The sequence below is a fragment of the Paenibacillus sp. FSL L8-0470 genome (genome assembly GCF_038008625.1).
Classification (GTDB): Bacteria; Bacillota; Bacilli; order Paenibacillales; family Paenibacillaceae; genus Paenibacillus_AQ.
In genome coordinates, this window is the sequence record NZ_JBBOZM010000001.1 from 1 (window position 1) to 17,287 (window position 17,287).

Consider the following 17,287-nt stretch of genomic DNA (forward strand, 5'->3'; position numbering starts at 1 on the left):
AAGGTTCCTGAAGCATTTACGCTGTAAATGCCCGTTTGGTGGCGATAGCGGAGGGGTTCCACGCGTACCCATCCCGAACACGACCGTTAAGCCCTCCAGCGCCGATGGTACTTGGACCGAAGGGTCCTGGGAGAGTAGGACGCCGCCAAGCACACAAAGCCATTGTTGAGTTTCTCAACAGTGGCTTTTTTGTTATTTAGAGTGTAAGAGATAGGTATAGAGGAGCATATATATATAAAACGCTTACAATGGAGTGACATTTTTGTTACCGAAGCCACAGCAGATCAAAGTATAATAGAAAAGTGCAAATATTAAGAAGAACCTTAATACGAATGAACTACTGATAAATTCTAAATTTGAATTTTCTTGCGTCTTTAGATGCATGGTAGAGGTAAGGAGGATTTAAGGTATGAAGCGAACCCGGCCCATGTGGATATTATTTATTGTTTCTATAGTTTGTGTAATGCTGGTTGGTTGCGGTACGAAAGAGCCTGCCTGGGATGCCTTTGAGGGTGCGCTTAACGAAAAAAGCTTTCCGGTACCTAAGGACGCCAGCTCTCCTGATCGGACCACTACCAATGTCGCTATGGATTATGTTCGTTATTCATTGCCCGGACTTAAAGAAAAGGATGGCGTAGCAGAGCCTTATTTGGAAGCCATCAAGGCTTGGGGATGGGAAGAACAACAGGATGATGACTCAGGAAGCTCGCGAGTCTTTGAAAAGGATGGACTCACAGTTCACCTAACGATCCATGATGACTATTTCGTTGTGATGATTCCGAAGGAGAAGAAAACATAGTTAAAGAGCTGGAGAGTAAATAAATAACCGCCGTCTATTAGGACGGCGGTTATTTATTGTAGTGTGAGCATTTCATAGCTGTATGTATGTGGCTTGTTGATTACTGAGAGTAATAAGAAACATCAGTGGATGTGAACTTAAGCATACCATTTTTCTCTTCACGATTTAGTCTCAGCAGCGTATAAAGACGGGGGAAGAGCACCCATAGATGACAGATGATCAAGGATACTGTAAATGCCGGCGGAGACCATACAATAAACAGCGCGGCGATGCACAGGCCGATCCAAAAGTTATGCATCTGCACTTTACGGAAGATACCATAGCTGATGTATTGATCAGGCATATAACCAAGCCATGGCAGGCGATAGGATAATCTCCACCGCTTGGCGATGGGATGCCCGGTAATGACCAGAACTGACCGCGAGATTACATATTGAATCCATATCACAACAGGTGCGGCAATAATCATGAACAGGATACTCCACCAGGAAAGGAACACTGTTTCCAGCACTACGAAAAAGAGGGGGAGCGCAATATATATCCGCAGCTTAACAGGCGTGAGATTAATCTTTTTGATAAGCTTGTATTGATAGAATGTGGCTGCGCCTTTGGTGTTAGGTTCCATAAAGAAAGGTTTGACCTCCTCACTTAGTTCTCATGTTACTAATATCGGCGAATGACAGCAATTTATTAAACTTCAGCATCAGGTTCACCTTTAGACAAATGACGGAATATATATATTATAAGCCTTGAAGGATAGGAAAAAACTATGAAAGGGTTTAAAATGATAGAAGGTGTAACATACTGTTCTTAAAAGAGTCAAGGTGGGATGGTAATGGAACAGCAACCCGGACAGCCCTGCATCATTTGCGGACAAGTGAAAGAGGAAGGTATTGTGATTGTCTCGCATTTCATTTGTGAGGATTGTGAGAGTGAAATGGTGCATACAGAGGCGGAAGATGCCAAATACCGTTTTTTTATTGGACGGATGAAGAAGATCGGATTGCAGAAGAACGCTTGAGCAGAACACAGGTATGGAATGAAGATGGGGTAAAAAGAGCAGGCGGTGGTTATGTGTCGCGTTGGCTGCATAAGAAGGCTTCAATATAACGGCTTCCCCGTCTTAAAGGGCGGGAGGAGCCGTTTTGTTGTTGTGAAGAGGCTTTTGTCCAGAATAATAGGCGTTTGCACATATTTGCGTTAAAATAGAAGGTAACCCCCAGGGAAGGAATAGATCATGAACAATTTACAGCCTGGCAGGGCACCTGTATACGAAATGTTGGAACAATATAGAGTAAAGGGTAATATATCTTATCATGTGCCGGGCCATAAGAATGGTGAGGCCTATAGCGGATTCGGGGGCGCAGGATATCTAAATGAGATCATGAAATACGATGTCACAGAGATTTCCGGAACAGATGACCTTCATCATCCTGAAGGGGTGATTAAGGAAGCACAGGAGCTGGCAGCGGACTGTTTTGGGGCGGAAGAGAGTTTTTTTCTCGTTGGCGGCAGCACTGCCGGTAATCTTGCCCTCATCCTGACGGTATGCCCCCAGCCGGGGATGACCATGATTCTGCAGCGCAATGTGCATAAATCGGTCATTCATGGACTAATGCTGGCAGGTGTCCAGGCAGTTTTTCTGGAGCCGCTGCTGGATACGGACAGCGGCCTTGCGGTCGCTCCTGCGGCTGAGACGGTGCAGGCTGCCTTGGCAGCCTACCCGGAAGCCGCAGCTGTGCTGGTCACCATGCCGAATTACTACGGCATGGGCAGCGACCTGGCGCCCCTCGCTCAGATCTGTCACGACAGCGGTGTTCCGCTGCTGGTTGACGAGGCGCATGGGGCGCACTACGGACAGCACCCCGAGCTGCCGGCCGGGGCGCTAATGTGCGGCGCGGACGGCGTAGTGCAGTCCACGCACAAGATGCTGCCCGCGCTCACCATGGGTGCCATGCTGCATGTGCAGGGCCCGCGGCTTGACCGCACCCTGCTTAGGCAGCGGCTCGCGATGGTGCAGAGCTCCAGCCCATCCTACCCCGTGATGGCTTCGCTCGATCTGGCCCGGCGGCTGGTGCACAGCCAGCGCGCAAATGCCTTCACGGCGGGGCTCGCCGCCGTAGACGTCCTGCGGCACGGCCTGGCGCAGCTGCCGCGTTATGGGCTGCTGCAGCCAGCGGTGCCGCTGCAGCCTTCCGGCGGTGCAGGCGCAGCCGCCGGCACGGGAACGCCGCCGCATAGCGGGGCGGCGTACAGCATGCAGGACCCCTTCAAGGCCGTCATTTATGACGCCGCCGGGGGCCTGGGGGGCTTCGAGCTGCAGCGCAGGCTCGAGGAGAAGGGCATCGTGCCGGAGATGAGCGATGCCCGGCACGTAGTGCTGGCCTTCAGCCTCGGCTCGAAGGCAGAAGATGCGGCAGCGCTGCTGTGCGCGCTGCAGGAGATTGGTGCGGACATGCCATGCCCGGTGCCGCAGGCATCTGGGGCTGCTGCTGGTCCGGCATCTGCGGTTTTTAAGGCTGCTGCGGACCAAGCACCTGCAGCAGCCTTCACTGACAGTCAGGCAGAGGGAAGCATAACTCCTCACAACAATAATTCCACGTGGAACAATTTCCCCACGTCTCTGATTTCTGATCCGGTTCCGTTTTCATTGCAGCCGGTGCTTGAAAGTGAAACAGAAAGCGTCCGCTTAGAATATAGTATAGGAAGAGTGGCGGCAGAGATGGTTATTCCTTATCCGCCGGGCATTCCACTGCTCTATCCGGGCGAAGCAATAACCGAAGCTATATGCAGCCGGCTGAGTGGTCTCAGTAAAGGCGGAGCCAAATTTCAGGCCTGCGCTGATCCGGTATTACAGCATATCAAGGTATACAACATTCAGAAGGGCGGAGAAGTATAAGTGGCACGAGAAGGTTTCTTCATTACTTTGGAGGGAGGCGATGGCTCGGGAAAAACAACAGTACTGGGCCGGGTGGCGGCATATTTGCAGAATCACTCCATGCCCTACCGGATTACGCGTGAACCCGGGGGGATTGAAATCGCCGAGAAGATCCGATCCATCATTCTGGATCCCGCCCATACTGCTATGGATGCCCGGACGGAAGCGCTGCTGTATGCAGCGGCAAGAAGCCAGCATCTGGCGGAAGTAGTTGAGCCTGCACTCAAGGACGGGATTACCGTGCTTTGTGACCGGTTCGTAGACAGCAGTCTCGTGTATCAGGGTTATGCGAGAGGACTTGGCATTGAAGAGGTCCGGAGCATTAACCGCTTTGCTATTGGGAACCGGATGCCGGATCTAACCTTTTATCTGGATGTGGACCCGCAGGTGGGGCTGTCACGGATCGCTGCCAATCAGGAACGGGAAGTGAACCGCCTTGATTTGGAAAACATGGCTTTTCACCAAAAGGTTCGTGAAGGGTATCAGCTCGTTATTGCATCAGATCCCCAGCGGATTGTTGTCCTTGATGCCAATCGTCCGATTCATATGGTTGAACAGGATATCGTTCGTACGCTGAAGGAGCGCATTTTAAAGGATTTTTAGCGCGCTTTGTCTAATATTACTTAGGTGTGAACTTATCACATCACCTTTGGAGAGGTAACACTCCAATGTATCGCCTACAAAACTTTTAGGAGGGAACGAAGATGAACTTAATCATCGCAATTATCCAGGATAAAGACAGTAACCGGTTGTCCAGTGAGCTGGTCAAGGCAAACTTCCGTGCAACCAAGCTGGCCAGTACAGGCGGATTTCTACGCGCAGGGAATACCACATTTATGATTGGTGTAGACGATACTCAGGTAGATGCTGTACTTAGTGTTATCCGAAATAGCTGCAAGGTGCGTGAGCAGCTTGTTACTCCGGTAACTCCTATGAGCGGTACGACGGATTCATATTTACCACTTCCTGTAGAGGTACAGGTAGGCGGAGCAACAGTATTCGTGCTTCCTGTTGATCGTTTTGAGCATTATTGAGCATAATACCGGTGCAATCCCATGATAAGGACGGTAGATACCTTTGAAAATCAATCCGGGCTACAGGCCCCTAAAAAGCGAGCTGCCGACTAACGAAGAAGGTAGAAGGCCCGTTCAGCAAAAATCATTCACTGATGTATTCCATCAGCAGGGTGAACAGAAAACGATAGATGAGCTTAACCGCCAGATTAAAGATATCCAGCAGCAGGGCGATCGGCTATCCAAATCCATGACGGTCCGCGAGCTGGCGATTTACCGCAATATGATCAAAAAGTTTCTGGAGGAGACTGCGCGCCGCGGAGTCATTCTGAAGGATACGAAGGGCTGGGACCGTCGCGGCAGGAGTAAAAGGTATAAACTGCTGGAGGAGATCGATGCCGCGCTGCTGAACTTGGCGGATGACTTGCTGGAAAGTGAGCATGGCCGTATTGATCTGCTGGGACGGGTTGGAGAGATCCGCGGAATGCTGATTAATCTTGCTTTTTAAAAGAGTTGGAGGAATTTATGCCTTTTCATGATATATTAGGCCAGGAGGATGCCAAACGCCTGCTGCAAAATGCATTGCGCAAAGAAGCGGTCAGTCATGCCTATCTGTTCACCGGACCTTCCGGGAGCGGACAAATGAAGACAGCACTGATGTTCGCGCAAGCCATATTTTGCACCGTACTCCAGGACGATGCCTGTGGTGAATGCCTGGAATGCCGCAAGGTTGAGCATGGCAACCATCCGGATTTAACCCTGCTGAAGCCCGAAGGGGCAAGTCTTAAGATCGATCAGATCCGTGAGCTGCAGCGTGTTTTTTCTTACCGATCGGAAGGAATTAACCCGAAGGTTTATATTATAGAAGGAGCGGATAAAATGACGGTGCAAGCCGCCAACAGTCTGCTCAAATTTTTGGAGGAGCCACCTGCTCCGGCAGTAGGCATTTTAATCTCCGATAATAGCAGTTCCCTGCTACCAACGATTCAGTCAAGGACTCAGCGTATTCCGTTTAGCCCGCTGCATCCGGATATTATGCTCCAGGCGTTATCCGGCGAGGGGGTTCCTGTGCCGCTAGCCCGGTGTGCAGTATCGCTGACTTCAGGTCTTGATGGCTGCAGGGAACTTTTGGCACAGAATTGGTTTGCAGAAATGAGAAATCTAGTGTTACAATTAGCTAAGGAGTCTTTGGGCAAAGGCAGCACTGCGGTAGCAACCGTAGGGCAGAAGCTGTTCAAGGCCGGGCTCGGTGAACATTTGGATATTCTTTTCAGCATGTTCCATCTTTGGTTTAAAGATATGCTTTACTTCCTGTACCGAAGACACGAAAGCATCGTTTTCATAGATCAGTTAGACTTTATTTCCAGACATGCCCGTCAGCGGAGTACGGAACAATGGGTGGCTTATATGGAATTCGCGGCGGAGAGCAAGCGGAGGCTCCGGTCCAATGCCAATGCCCAACTGTGTCTGGAGCAGTTCTTAATCCGACTGGAAAGTTAAAGGGTTAGTTATGATATATCCTCTATATGTCGCTTCAGCCTGGAAGTATGGGTTTAACGGATAAGGAAGGACAAGCATGGATCATCAGAGAGCGGACTTGCTTAAGGGTTCCTTTACCGGCAAACAAGGGGGTTAATTTTTGTACAGCGTAGTAGGTGTCCGCTTCAAAAAAGCGGGTAAAATATATTATTTTGATCCGCTTGATTTCCCGATTGAACGCGATCAATGCGTTATTGTTGAGACGGCAAGAGGGGTTGAATACGGTAGAGTTGTCGTTGGCAAAAAAGAGGTGCAGGAAGCGGATGTTGTATTGCCTCTCAAGAAGGTCATGCGTATTGCCGGAGAAACCGACGCACGTGTGGTTGAAGAGAACAAAGGTGCAGCCAAGGAAGCTTTTACCACCTGTTTAAATAAAATTCGCGATCATGGGCTCAAAATGAAGCTAGTGGATGTGGAGTTCACGTTTGACCGCAATAAGATTATTTTTTATTTCACTGCCGAGGGACGCGTCGATTTCCGCGAATTGGTCAAGGACCTGGCAAGTATTTTCCGTACCCGGATCGAGCTGCGGCAGATTGGTGTGCGTGATGAGGCTAAGATGCTGGGTGGTCTGGGGCCTTGCGGACGAGTATTGTGCTGCTCCTCCTGGCTTGGAGATTTCGAGCCGGTGTCGATCAAGATGGCTAAGGATCAGAACCTTTCGCTTAATCCGACAAAGATCTCGGGTTTGTGCGGACGGCTGATGTGTTGCCTGAAGTTTGAGCATGATAATTACGAAAGCACGAAGGAAGAAATGCCGGCGGTAGGCAAGATTGTCGTAACCTCACTCGGTGACGGCAAGGTGGTAGGAATTAATGCCGGAACCCGCACGGTTCATGTACAGCTGTTTGAAGTGGGCAAAGTTAAGGAACTTCCAATGGATGATGTTGTCGTCAAGTAAACCATATAAGGTTACTTTCGGGGTGGAAACTTGGAGAAGATAAATATATTTGCACACATGCAGGAGATGGAAGCGCAGATGGAAAGCATGCGCGCAAGTCTCGGAGATTGGAAACAGACGGTTAAGGAACTGATGGAAGCCAATCAAAGGCTTAGTCTGGAGAATGAACAGCTCCGCAAAATATTGAAGAGGGACGCACCTTTGGACCCTGCCGTTGATACTGCGGAGGCGGAAGCTCTTTTGGCCGCCAGAGAGGGAACAGAAGAGGTAGTTGGGGAAGGTTATGACAATCTGGCCCGGCTGTATCATGAAGGCTTTCACATCTGCAATGTCTATTTCGGCCATTTGCGCACAGAAGGTGATTGTCTGTTCTGTCTTTCTTTTCTTAATAAATGAGGATATCCAGCCGTAGGAGATTTACGCCTACGGTTTTTTTTGAATTTAAGGGCGTAGACTGATGAAAGAAAGGCACAGGCTCAGGCAAAACTAAGCGTATGCTTCCGAAGCGAGTTTTGTTTCGCAGGATTTCATTGAAGTATATGCTCAGGCAAAACTAAGTCTATGCTTACGAAGCGAATTTTGTTTCGAAGAATTTCATTGAAGCATAGGCTCAACAAAACTTTTAGGAGATTACAATGACGAATTTTTCTAACGAAATACCTGTTCCTCTACTGCTGCCAACGGAGCGGGTGGATGATTTATTGACTCATGATCTGCGGATTATTCAGAGTGATGAAGTGTTCAGCTTCTCAATGGATGCCGTACTGCTGGCCCGGTTTGCGGGTATACCGCCACGCGGCAGAGTACTTGATCTTTGTACTGGCAATGGAGTTATTCCGATACTGCTCACTACACGAACCAAAGCTTCTATAGAAGGTATTGAAATTCAGCCGCGTCTGGCGGATATGGCACGCCGTAGTGTAGCCTTAAATGGACTGCAGGAGCGGATTAAGATACATGAAGGGGATTTACGCGAACTGCATAATGATGCTGGATACGGTGTATACGATGCGATTACCGTTAATCCGCCGTACATGCCGCTTAACGGAAGCGATCTCAAGTTGAATACACATCAGGCGATGGCCCGCCATGAGCTTGGCTGCACGCTGGAAGAGGTGATTCAGGCATGTGTAAGACTGGTTCGCACCGGAGGCAAGGTAAGTATGGTACACAAGCCACAGCGTCTGGTAGATATTATCAGCCTGATGAGACAAAACAGACTGGAGCCGAAGCTGATTCGTTTCGTGCATCCAAGAGCACATTTGGAAGCCAATATGGTATTGATTGAAGCTGCACGCGATGGAAAGCCTGAGGTGCGTTTACAACCGCCGCTGATCGTATATAATGAGGACAATCAATACTGTCCAGAAATTATGGATATTTATTATGGAAACAAAGAGGGTAAATGATGACTATAACATGCCAAAGCAGCTTTCAAAACAACAATGATGGAATTAAACCGCCAGGATGCGGTTGTCTTTATCTGGTCGCTACGCCAATCGGCAATCTGGAGGATATGACTTACCGTGCAGTCCGCACTTTAAAAGAATGTGATATTATTGCCGCCGAGGATACAAGACAGACGCGTAAGTTACTGAGCCATTTTGAAATTACGCCTTCCATGCTGTTCAGCTATCATGAGCATAATAAGGCTGCCAGTGGACCGGAACTGATCCGCTATATAATAGAAGGTAAAAATTTGGCGCTTGTCAGCGACGCCGGTCTGCCGGCAATTTCCGACCCTGGAGCAGATCTTGTAGCATTGGCTGTCAGCCACCATATTCCGGTCATTCCAATTCCCGGAGCTAACGCGGCTTTGTCAGCTTTGATTGCCTCCGGCTTGCCGACTACAAGCTTTACCTTTGTCGGGTTCCTGCCCAGGGAGCGTAAGGATATCCGTAGTGTATTATCCGCTGTTCGTTCTGTGCAGGGGACTTTGCTGTTTTATGAATCTCCGCACCGGGTAGCCAAAACCTTGGTTCATCTGCAGGAGGCATTCGGCAACCGCCGGGTGGTGCTGGCCCGTGAACTGACGAAGCGTTATGAGGAGTTTCTGCGCGGCACGATTGAGGAATGTTCTGCTTGGCTGGCCGAACATCCGCCGCTTGGCGAATATGTAATCGTGGTTGAAGGGGAAAGCAAAGAAGAGGCTGAGATTGCTGAATCCTCCTGGTGGCGTGAGCTCAGCATTGAGCTGCATGTCGCTCACTATGAAAACGCAGGAATGGCACGGAAGGAAGCTATGAAAAAAGCCGCCGCAGACCGTGGCTTGGCCAAACGCGATATTTACAATGCATTGTTGGACAGGGAGTAAAGGGCGTTTGCCTCCGTAAGCGATTCCCGCAGGGAGAGCGGGCAAAAGCAGAAAAAGCAGCTCACCAGCCAGCAGCCAGTAACCGCTAAAGTCACTGGCCCGTGCCACCGTAAAGCGATTCCCGTAGGGAGAGCGGGCAAAAGCAGAAAAAGCAGCTCACCAGCCAGCAGCCAGTAACCGCTAAAGTCACTGGCCCGTGCTACCGTAAAGCGATTCCCGCAGGGAGAGCGGCTTTATCGCCCAACCGTTGCAGGGCAGCGCCTTCGCGCAGCCGCCATAGGCGCACGGCCTATGGCGAAATCCCTCGGATGGCAAGGCCCTGAGGGCGTGCCCGAAAGAGGGCCGGTCCACCGTCACAGTTACTCCTTTACGCGCGGCCACAAATTAGACAAGCTTCCGGGTGTCCAGAGGGCCGGGGCCCTTGGGGCCCTCCCTGTAGGGAGGGTTTGGGAGGGTAAAAAAGCATAAAAAATACCTCCCGCATCAACGGGAGGCCAAGGAGATATAAAAAGGTTAGAATTAACAATTTGATTAGTTCCTATTATAACCTATTTGTTCTAGTTTGTCACAGGGGTAGGGATAGCAGAAATGCATTCATGACAAACTATTTTTCCTTTGAAATAGGTTACATTCTCAGCATTGCCGCAGAAAATGCAAGCTGGCTCGTATTTTTTAAGCATGATCCGCTCACCGTCCACGTAAATTTCGAGCGCATCTTTTTCTCCAATGCCCAGGGTACGGCGCAATTCGATCGGAATAACAACCCGTCCAAGCTCATCTACTTTTCTTACAATTCCTGTTGATTTCATCATTACAATCGTTGCTCCTCTCAATGTTCAAAAGCGTCATTATTCGACATTGTTCACCGTTTTATGATATTTATAATACCAACCATTCCCAAAACAGTCAACCTTTTTTGAGGCTAATTTTAAGGAATTTTTTAATAAAACTTTTATATCGCCTACATTACACATAAATTCATACAAATGCAGATAAAATTAAATTGTCGATTTGTAAAACGATAAAATGACACAATTCGACAAAGTGCGACATAATTCATTATTATACTACCTATTACCTCTTATTTCTAATTATATTATTCGAAGGAGTTGAACACATGAAGCAACCGCTGACAGAAGAGAAGGTTTTCAAAGATCCGGTTCACAACTATATTCACGTGCAGGACACAATTATCTGGCGATTGATCAATACCAAGGAATTTCAGCGTCTGCGGCGCATCCGTCAGCTTGGCACCTCCTATCTAACCTTTCACGGTGCAGAGCATAGCCGATTTTCACACTCCCTGGGTGTCTACGAAATTACACGCCGTATCATTTCGCAGTTCGAGCGAAGCGGGTATAAGGATTGGATGCCGGAGGAGAGCCTGCTTACTCTATGTGCAGCGCTGCTGCATGATTTGGGGCATGGCCCGTTCTCCCATTCTATAGAAGAAGCCTTTGAAATGAACCATGAAGACTGGACCTGCCGGATCATTCTGGAGGACACGGAGATCACCGCGATTCTGCGGGATGTGGCAGAGGATTTTCCCGGCAAGGTAGCATCGGTAATCTCCAAAACTTATGAGCATGAAATTGTAGTCAACTTGGTTTCCGGCCCTCTGGATGCTGATCGCATGGATTATCTGCTCCGCGATGCATACTACACGGGAGTAAACTATGGGACGATTGATATTGACAGGATTCTAAGAATGCTGCGCCCATACCATGGAAGGGTAGTGGTTAAGGAGTCAGGGATGCACGCCATCGAGGATTACTTAATGTCGCGCTATCAAATGTACTGGCAGGTATATTTCCACCCGGTCACACGCAGTTCCGAAATCATTTTGCGGCAAATTTTCCGCAGAGCCAAAGAACTGTACCAGAGCGGTTATGAATTCCGGTTCATGATTGATCCTTTAGGTGATTTGTTCCGCGGAGAGGTCACGGTGGAGCAATATCTGCTGCTAGACGAAGCTATGATCCAGACCGCCTTCATGCAGTGGACTTTGGAGAAGGATGAGTTGTTAAGCGACTTGTGCAGCCGGTTTATTCATCGTAAACTGTATAAATATGTAGAGATGGAGAACCTTGATTCCGAGACGATTGACGAAATACGCCGCAGCTTTGCCGTGGCAGGGCTAGATGCCGATTATGATCTGGAAATTGATTTTCCAACAGATTTGCCCTATGATGTGTTTCGTCCGGGACAAGGCTTTGACAGCAAGCAGATTCTGCTGCTTGACCGCCATGACAAACTGAGGGAGATCTCTGAAGTTTCAGATATCGTACGCTCCATCAGCGGAATTCACCGCGGCCGTTATCACCTGTATTTTCCACAGGATAAGCTGCAGAAAGCCCTTCCAATGCTGCCTACTTCAATCGCAGAAATCTTTGCAAAGTAATCCAAAAATACTTGGAATTCATCATAGAAATTATGACAGAAAAGGGGATGTAACATGCAATTGTTCGACACGCACACCCATCTGGATGCTCCGCAATTCGACGAGGACCGCGAAAGGGTAATCGCCAATGCGCTCGAGGCAGGAGTTACCAAAATGATTAATATTGGCTTTAACAGGGAAACAATCCCAACGACCATGAAGCTTGCTGAAACCTATGACTATATTTATGCAGCCGTCGGCTGGCATCCGCAGGATGCCATAGACATGAGGGACGGTGATCTCGAGTGGATCGCCTCACTGTGCAGTCATAAAAAAGTAGTCGCCATCGGAGAAATTGGGTTGGATTACTATTGGGACACCTCTCCCAAAGAGGTACAGCATGAAGTGTTCCGCAAACAAATCGGACTAGCCCGTGAACTGAAAATGCCGATTTGTATTCATAACCGTGATGCTCATGAAGATGTGGTGCGTATTCTCCGTGAAGAGAAGGCTGATGAAATAGGCGGAGTGATGCACTCCTTCTCCGGAAGCTGGGAAATAGCCAAAATGTGCCTGGATTTAGGCTTTCACCTGTCCTTCGGCGGCCCGATTACATTCAAGAACGCCAGAGTGCCAAAAGAGGTGCTGGCCCAGACTCCGATGGACCGGCTGCTGATTGAAACGGACTCGCCTTATTTGACACCGCACCCTTTCCGGGGCAAGCGAAATGAGAGCGCACATGTGAGATTAGTAGCAGAGGCTGCCGCGGAAATAAAAGGGATTGATTTACAGGAATTGGCGGAAATTACGTACGCGAACGCACTGGAACGATTTGGAATTGTCTGAAATCGGGAGTAAAAGCGGTGAAAAATGAAGTATAGCCGATATATTAAACTTTTTTAATTTAAAAACGGCTGAATATTACAATATTTTAATCATTTTTTTGCGTAAACGTGGTTGAATCGTCCTTTACAACATGCATCAAAACAGGATATCATCTTTTCAGTGCAGTGAGCTGTTGTTACTGTGACAGTCACTGAATCATGGATCGTCTCGCTGAGTCTCCGTATGGAGAACGGGGGAACCAATAATGCCTGCCGCATGTCCGTACATAGAGTACAACACAGAAATGCCGCAGAATTTATTTGATTTCTTCACGTGGTCTTTGGGGTGAATTTGAGGGCAACCGCCGTGAGCGGGTGACCTAAGATAGGGCGTCTCTCTTATGCCCGAACCCGACAGCTAACCCCGTAAGCGCAAGTAAGAGAGGAAACCTCGTGCATAAACATTCCCGCGTATTCTGACATCCGGAGAAGCCACGAAAGAGTCCTCTGTGAACTCTTTTTTGGGCTTTTTTTGTTTTGAATAATGCGAATGTTCCCAGCATACTGTTATATAACAGGTATCTGGAGTAATTATGCCGGGCAGGCGATCCATGAGCAGGAAACGCTAAAGCAATGCGGGCGTATCCTGTTGCAATCTCAAACCTAGTTTCGTCAGCAATCATTCAGTCACCTTGATATACAACTTGACGACGGGGCTATGTAAGGAGGATGGAGAGAGTGGGCGTATTCCAACCAGAAGTATCCCATGATTCGCAATCATCCAGCAGGTCTTTCGCATTACGGTGGAAGCAAGTGAATCCTCGCTTACTTTCGCTTGCAGGTGCGGTATCAATCGTTATCGCGCTGCTCATTCTGCTGTACGTACACGGTCAGAGCAAGAAAGAGATATTTTTAGTAATAGACGGGAAAGTACAGACGCTGGAAACGCGCGAAGCGCTGCTCAGTGATGTGCTGGCTAAGGAACAAATTTCGCTGCAGCCGCATGATGAATTATCTATTGGCCTTAGTGATGAGATACAGGACGGCGACCGTGTCGTGATCAATCGTGCACAGAAGTTTAGTCTCACTGCGGATGGAGCAACAAAAACAATGTACACCACCGAAGACACTATCGGTGACGCCATTAGCAAACTGGGTTTAAGCCTGGAGAGCAGTGACAAAATATACCCTTCGCTTGACACCACAGTATCGGCCGGCATGGAAATTAAAATTGTCCGCATCAACAAGCAAATTGTAGAGCGGAAGCATAATTTGCCATTCCAGGTCATTAAGACCTCAGATCCTTCCCTGAACAAGGGGACCGTAAAAGTGGCACAGTTAGGCGCACCAGGCGTCATGGTCCAGCATATCGAGAAGGTCTACCAAGATGGAGAACTGGTCTCTATGCGCATGATTGGCAAGGAAGTACAGACGGTTACCAAACATAAAATTGTTTATGTTGGTACGAAGCCCCTGCCAAAGCCCGTTGTAGCTGCTGTGACAACTTCCAAAAAAAGTACGGCATCCAAAACAACCAAAGTTTCCGCAAAAAGCAGTAACGTCGTGCACAAGGCAGGCGTAGATTTCCAATACAAGAAGATGATCAAAAATGTGTCGATGACAGCCTATTCTTCGGAAGAGCCAGGCATTGGGACCCGCACGGCTTCTGGCACACGCGTAACAGAAGGCCGGACAATAGCTGTGGACCCGAATGTAATTCCTATCGGCTGGTGGGTGTACATTGAGGGATTAGGGTTTCGCCGAGCAGAGGATACCGGCGGTGCCATCAAAGGCAACAAGTTAGATGTTTATTACGATTCACTGAGCCATGCCCGTAATTTCGGCCGCAAGTCCCGGACTATTTATGTGATCGGTCCAGTGAAGCCGGAGTTGAATTAACGTGGTCCGCTTTTGCAAATTAACGGTTTATAAGCTATAGTGAGGGTAGCACTGACAGAACGGGCTGCCGCTCATCACTTATACATTCTTTAGCCAAAAAGAAGGGGAGCGAATCCTCTTCTTTTTGTGTTTTACAGGAAGGAGCAACGTGTATGATTAAGGAATTAATTGTGGTGGAAGGCAAGAGTGATACGGTTGCCGTCAAGCGGGCGGTGGAGGCCGATACGATAGAGACTGGCGGTTCAGCGGTAGACCGCAAGGTTATCGCCAAGATAGCGCTGGCAATGGAACGCAGAGGCGTGATCATCCTTACGGATCCCGATCATGCCGGCGAACGCATCCGCAAGATTGTTTCCTCCAAGGTGCCAGGCTGCAAGCATGCATTCATCCCGGAGAAGGATGCCACACGCAAGGGGGATATCGGTGTTGAGAATGCATCACCGGAAGCGATCCGTCATGCGCTGCAGCATGTACATACCTCCTTTGAGGGGGCCCCTGCCCTTATTGGGCTGGAGGATCTTATGGAGGCGGGCATGCTGGTGCATTCGCGAGCGGCTGAGCGCAGGATGGCGCTTGGCAACGTGCTTGGCATCGGGTATTGTAACGGCAAACAGCTATACAAGCGGCTGGCTATGTTTGGCATCACGCGGGAAGAATTCTCCGGAGCTCTCGCACAAATTGATCAGGGAGGCATTACCTCATGAGTGGCAATAACAAGATCTCATCGCCAGTACGGACCAAAGAAATTATTCAGCGCTACGGTTTTTCGTTCAAAAAAAGTCTGGGACAGAACTTTCTGATCGACCAGAATATCCTTGATAAAATAGTGGACGCAGCAGAATTAACTGACTCTGCGGGCGCCCTGGAGATTGGTCCGGGTATCGGAGCACTTACTGAACGGCTGGCCATGGCTGCGGGTGCGGTGACTGCTGTAGAGATCGACCGCAGACTGATTCCGATTCTGCGGGATGTACTGTCTCCGTACCCGCATGTCAAAATTCGCAATGATGATGTGCTGAAGGTAAACCTCCAGGAACTGTTCACAGAGGATTTTGCAACCGTCGACAAAGTAAGTGTGGTTGCCAACCTGCCGTATTATGTGACAACTCCTATACTGATGAAACTGCTGGAAGAGAAACTTCCGCTGGATAATATCGTGGTAATGATCCAGAAGGAGGTTGCTGAGCGTATGGCGGCTTCTCCGGGCGGCAAAGAATATGGAAGCCTCAGCATAGCCGTGCAGTACTACAGTGAGCCTGAGCTGGTCTGTATTGTGCCGCGTACGGTCTTCATCCCGCAGCCGAATGTGGAATCTGCTGTAATCCGGCTGAAGGTCAGAGAACGTCCTCCGGTGGATGTAGCTGATGAGAAGCATTTCTTTGAGGTGGTCCAGGCTTCCTTCACCCAGCGGCGTAAGACAATAGCAAACAATCTCAAGGCCCGCTTCTTCCCTGGAGAAGGCCGTGAACGCCTGGAGGCGCTGCTGGCTGAGGCTGGCATAGAGCCAACCCGCCGCGGGGAGACGCTGAGCCTTGCGGAGTACGCCCGGCTTAGCGCTGTGCTGCTGGCGGCAGGAATCGCCTAGAGTATGCAGCGTGAAACATCGCGCTTTATCTTTTGAAAATGCGGCTGTTGAAGAACCAACCATGACCTTTGCCCATACGATGGGGATAGAGGTGGTGTTGTCATGAATTTAGGAGACTTGGTCGTCCGCAAATCTTATGGTGGAGATGTAACTTTCCGGGTGGAGAACATCGTGCAGAGTGGAGCTGTAATCAAAGGCACAGAATTCCGCCTTTTGGCGGATGCTCCCCTGGACGACTTGGTTCAAGTGCCGCCTACCCGTATTACAGAACGGGGACAGCAGGCACAGATCAAAGCAAAGGAATCATTGACAAGGTTGCGTAAGGACCGTCAGGAACAGAGCCAGCGCAGCGGAGAAACTGTTGCCGGAGGCTGGCCGCAATCCCCCAAGGAGGCGGCTTATTTCGAGGTGCCGGGCAAAGTGCTGCATTTGGACGGCGATGCGCTTTATTTGAACAAAAGTCTTAGCTTGTATGAACAGCTGCGGATTCCCGCGGAAGGGCATCATGTTCATGAGTCCAAAATGGCGGAGACATTATACCGGCTTCTGCCTCGTGTGCGTCCGGATATCGTAGTTATAACTGGCCACGACGGGGTGCTGAAACAGCCGCATACTTATGATCTCTATAGTCTTAGCAGCTACAAAAATTCGCAGAACTTTGTGGCTGCTATTGGGGTTGCAAGGGAATATGAACGGAACTTTGATGCCCTGACCATTGTGGCGGGAGCCTGCCAGTCGCATTTTGAGGCACTGCTGGGGGCGGGGGCCAATTTTGCCAGCTCACCGGGGAGAATCCTGATTCATGCGCTGGATCCGGTCTATATAGCAGCCAAAGCCTCTTTTACCTCGATCCGTGACACTGTCAGTCTAGGCGATGTACTGAATCATACCATCAGCGGCAACCAGGGAATGGGCGGAATAGAGACACGCGGCAGCTTCCGGATTGGAATGCCTCGCCTGCAAAATCTTTCCGCGCTGAAAGTTACCCCGTCGGCGATATAGTATCATGGTCCCGGAAAAGCCGTACGCAATAATTTTCCAGAATGGCAGGAACAAAAAAAGGAAAGGATAAGCATAACGCTTTTCTTTTCCTTT

19 protein-coding genes, 1 rRNA gene and 1 riboswitch are annotated in these 17,287 nt (G+C 49.3%); of the genes, 18 read left to right on the plus strand and 2 right to left on the minus strand.

Annotated elements, in window-relative coordinates; all coding sequences use genetic code 11:
* Positions 1-34 precede the first annotated feature (34 nt).
* Positions 35-151: ribosomal RNA gene (rrf, locus tag NST99_RS00005) — 5S ribosomal RNA — on the plus strand.
* A 258-nt stretch (positions 152-409) separates the two neighbouring features.
* A complete protein-coding gene (locus NST99_RS00010) occupies positions 410-799 on the plus strand; it encodes a hypothetical protein (RefSeq protein WP_341089002.1) in 390 nt (129 codons plus the stop codon).
* A 100-nt stretch (positions 800-899) separates the two neighbouring features.
* Here the strand turns inward: NST99_RS00010 and NST99_RS00015 are convergent, their stop codons facing one another.
* Complete coding sequence (locus NST99_RS00015; protein WP_076113617.1) at positions 900-1,424, minus strand: hypothetical protein; 525 nt, start codon at positions 1,422-1,424, stop codon at positions 900-902.
* A 210-nt stretch (positions 1,425-1,634) separates the two neighbouring features.
* Here NST99_RS00015 and NST99_RS00020 point away from each other — a divergent pair, with 210 nt between their 5' ends.
* The 10 genes from NST99_RS00020 (at position 1,635) to rsmI (ending at position 9,504) form a co-directional block, all read left to right on the plus strand.
* Positions 1,635-1,820 carry a sigma factor G inhibitor Gin gene (locus NST99_RS00020; RefSeq protein ID WP_038584317.1) on the plus strand — a complete coding sequence of 62 codons (186 nt, stop codon included), beginning with the start codon at positions 1,635-1,637 and terminating at the stop codon, positions 1,818-1,820.
* Between the two features lie 216 nt (positions 1,821-2,036).
* Positions 2,037-3,698: an aminotransferase class I/II-fold pyridoxal phosphate-dependent enzyme gene (locus NST99_RS00025; RefSeq protein ID WP_341089004.1), complete on the plus strand. Its 1,662-nt coding sequence runs from the start codon at positions 2,037-2,039 to the stop codon at positions 3,696-3,698.
* Positions 3,699-4,340: a dTMP kinase gene (gene tmk / locus NST99_RS00030; protein WP_341089005.1), complete on the plus strand. Its 642-nt coding sequence runs from the start codon at positions 3,699-3,701 to the stop codon at positions 4,338-4,340.
* Between the two features lie 101 nt (positions 4,341-4,441).
* Positions 4,442-4,771, plus strand: coding sequence for a cyclic-di-AMP receptor (locus tag NST99_RS00035; RefSeq protein WP_038584327.1), 330 nt, complete (start codon positions 4,442-4,444; stop codon positions 4,769-4,771).
* A 43-nt stretch (positions 4,772-4,814) separates the two neighbouring features.
* The gene (locus NST99_RS00040) at positions 4,815-5,258 is read left to right on the plus strand and encodes a YaaR family protein (protein ID WP_341089007.1); all 444 of its coding nucleotides are present in this window, start codon (positions 4,815-4,817) and stop codon (positions 5,256-5,258) included.
* 17 nt (positions 5,259-5,275) lie between these two features.
* Positions 5,276-6,250: a DNA polymerase III subunit delta' gene (holB, locus tag NST99_RS00045; RefSeq protein ID WP_341089008.1), complete on the plus strand. Its 975-nt coding sequence runs from the start codon at positions 5,276-5,278 to the stop codon at positions 6,248-6,250.
* A 139-nt stretch (positions 6,251-6,389) separates the two neighbouring features.
* Complete coding sequence (locus NST99_RS00050) at positions 6,390-7,190, plus strand: PSP1 domain-containing protein (RefSeq protein WP_341089010.1); 801 nt, start codon at positions 6,390-6,392, stop codon at positions 7,188-7,190.
* A gap of 30 nt (positions 7,191-7,220) precedes the next feature.
* Entirely contained in the window at positions 7,221-7,586 is a 366-nt protein-coding gene (locus NST99_RS00055; RefSeq protein ID WP_341089011.1) for an initiation-control protein YabA, read from the plus strand.
* 239 nt (positions 7,587-7,825) lie between these two features.
* Positions 7,826-8,599 (plus strand): tRNA1(Val) (adenine(37)-N6)-methyltransferase, encoded by a 774-nt coding sequence (locus NST99_RS00060; protein ID WP_341089013.1) that lies wholly within the window; start codon positions 7,826-7,828, stop codon positions 8,597-8,599.
* Positions 8,599-9,504, plus strand: a complete 906-nt coding sequence (gene rsmI, locus NST99_RS00065; RefSeq protein WP_038584344.1) for a 16S rRNA (cytidine(1402)-2'-O)-methyltransferase — start codon at positions 8,599-8,601, stop codon at positions 9,502-9,504. The genes NST99_RS00060 and rsmI overlap by 1 nt, the downstream gene beginning before the upstream one ends.
* Before the next feature lie 557 nt (positions 9,505-10,061).
* On the opposite strand, the gene NST99_RS00070 is transcribed toward rsmI, so the two are convergent.
* Positions 10,062-10,316 carry an AbrB/MazE/SpoVT family DNA-binding domain-containing protein gene (locus NST99_RS00070; protein WP_019914502.1) on the minus strand — a complete coding sequence of 85 codons (255 nt, stop codon included), beginning with the start codon at positions 10,314-10,316 and terminating at the stop codon, positions 10,062-10,064.
* A 305-nt stretch (positions 10,317-10,621) separates the two neighbouring features.
* On the opposite strand from NST99_RS00070, the gene NST99_RS00075 reads away from it, so the two are divergent.
* The 6 genes from NST99_RS00075 to yabG all read left to right on the plus strand — a co-directional run bounded on the left by NST99_RS00075 (position 10,622) and on the right by yabG (position 17,194).
* Entirely contained in the window at positions 10,622-11,905 is a 1,284-nt protein-coding gene (locus NST99_RS00075) for an HD domain-containing protein (RefSeq protein ID WP_341089014.1), read from the plus strand.
* A 54-nt stretch (positions 11,906-11,959) separates the two neighbouring features.
* A complete protein-coding gene (locus NST99_RS00080; protein WP_341089016.1) occupies positions 11,960-12,730 on the plus strand; it encodes a TatD family hydrolase in 771 nt (256 codons plus the stop codon).
* Positions 12,731-12,928: 198 nt separating this feature from the next.
* A riboswitch (cyclic di-AMP (ydaO/yuaA leader) is annotated at positions 12,929-13,156 on the plus strand.
* Positions 13,157-13,446: 290 nt separating this feature from the next.
* Positions 13,447-14,607, plus strand: a complete 1,161-nt coding sequence (locus NST99_RS00085) for a ubiquitin-like domain-containing protein (protein ID WP_341089017.1) — start codon at positions 13,447-13,449, stop codon at positions 14,605-14,607.
* 152 nt (positions 14,608-14,759) lie between these two features.
* Positions 14,760-15,311, plus strand: coding sequence for a ribonuclease M5 (gene rnmV / locus NST99_RS00090; protein WP_341089019.1), 552 nt, complete (start codon positions 14,760-14,762; stop codon positions 15,309-15,311).
* Positions 15,308-16,192 carry a 16S rRNA (adenine(1518)-N(6)/adenine(1519)-N(6))-dimethyltransferase RsmA gene (rsmA, locus tag NST99_RS00095; RefSeq protein WP_341089021.1) on the plus strand — a complete coding sequence of 295 codons (885 nt, stop codon included), beginning with the start codon at positions 15,308-15,310 and terminating at the stop codon, positions 16,190-16,192. Before rnmV ends, rsmA begins: the two co-directional genes overlap by 4 nt.
* A gap of 102 nt (positions 16,193-16,294) precedes the next feature.
* Positions 16,295-17,194, plus strand: a complete 900-nt coding sequence (gene yabG / locus NST99_RS00100; RefSeq protein ID WP_038584361.1) for a sporulation peptidase YabG — start codon at positions 16,295-16,297, stop codon at positions 17,192-17,194.
* Positions 17,195-17,287: the final 93 nt, after the last annotated feature.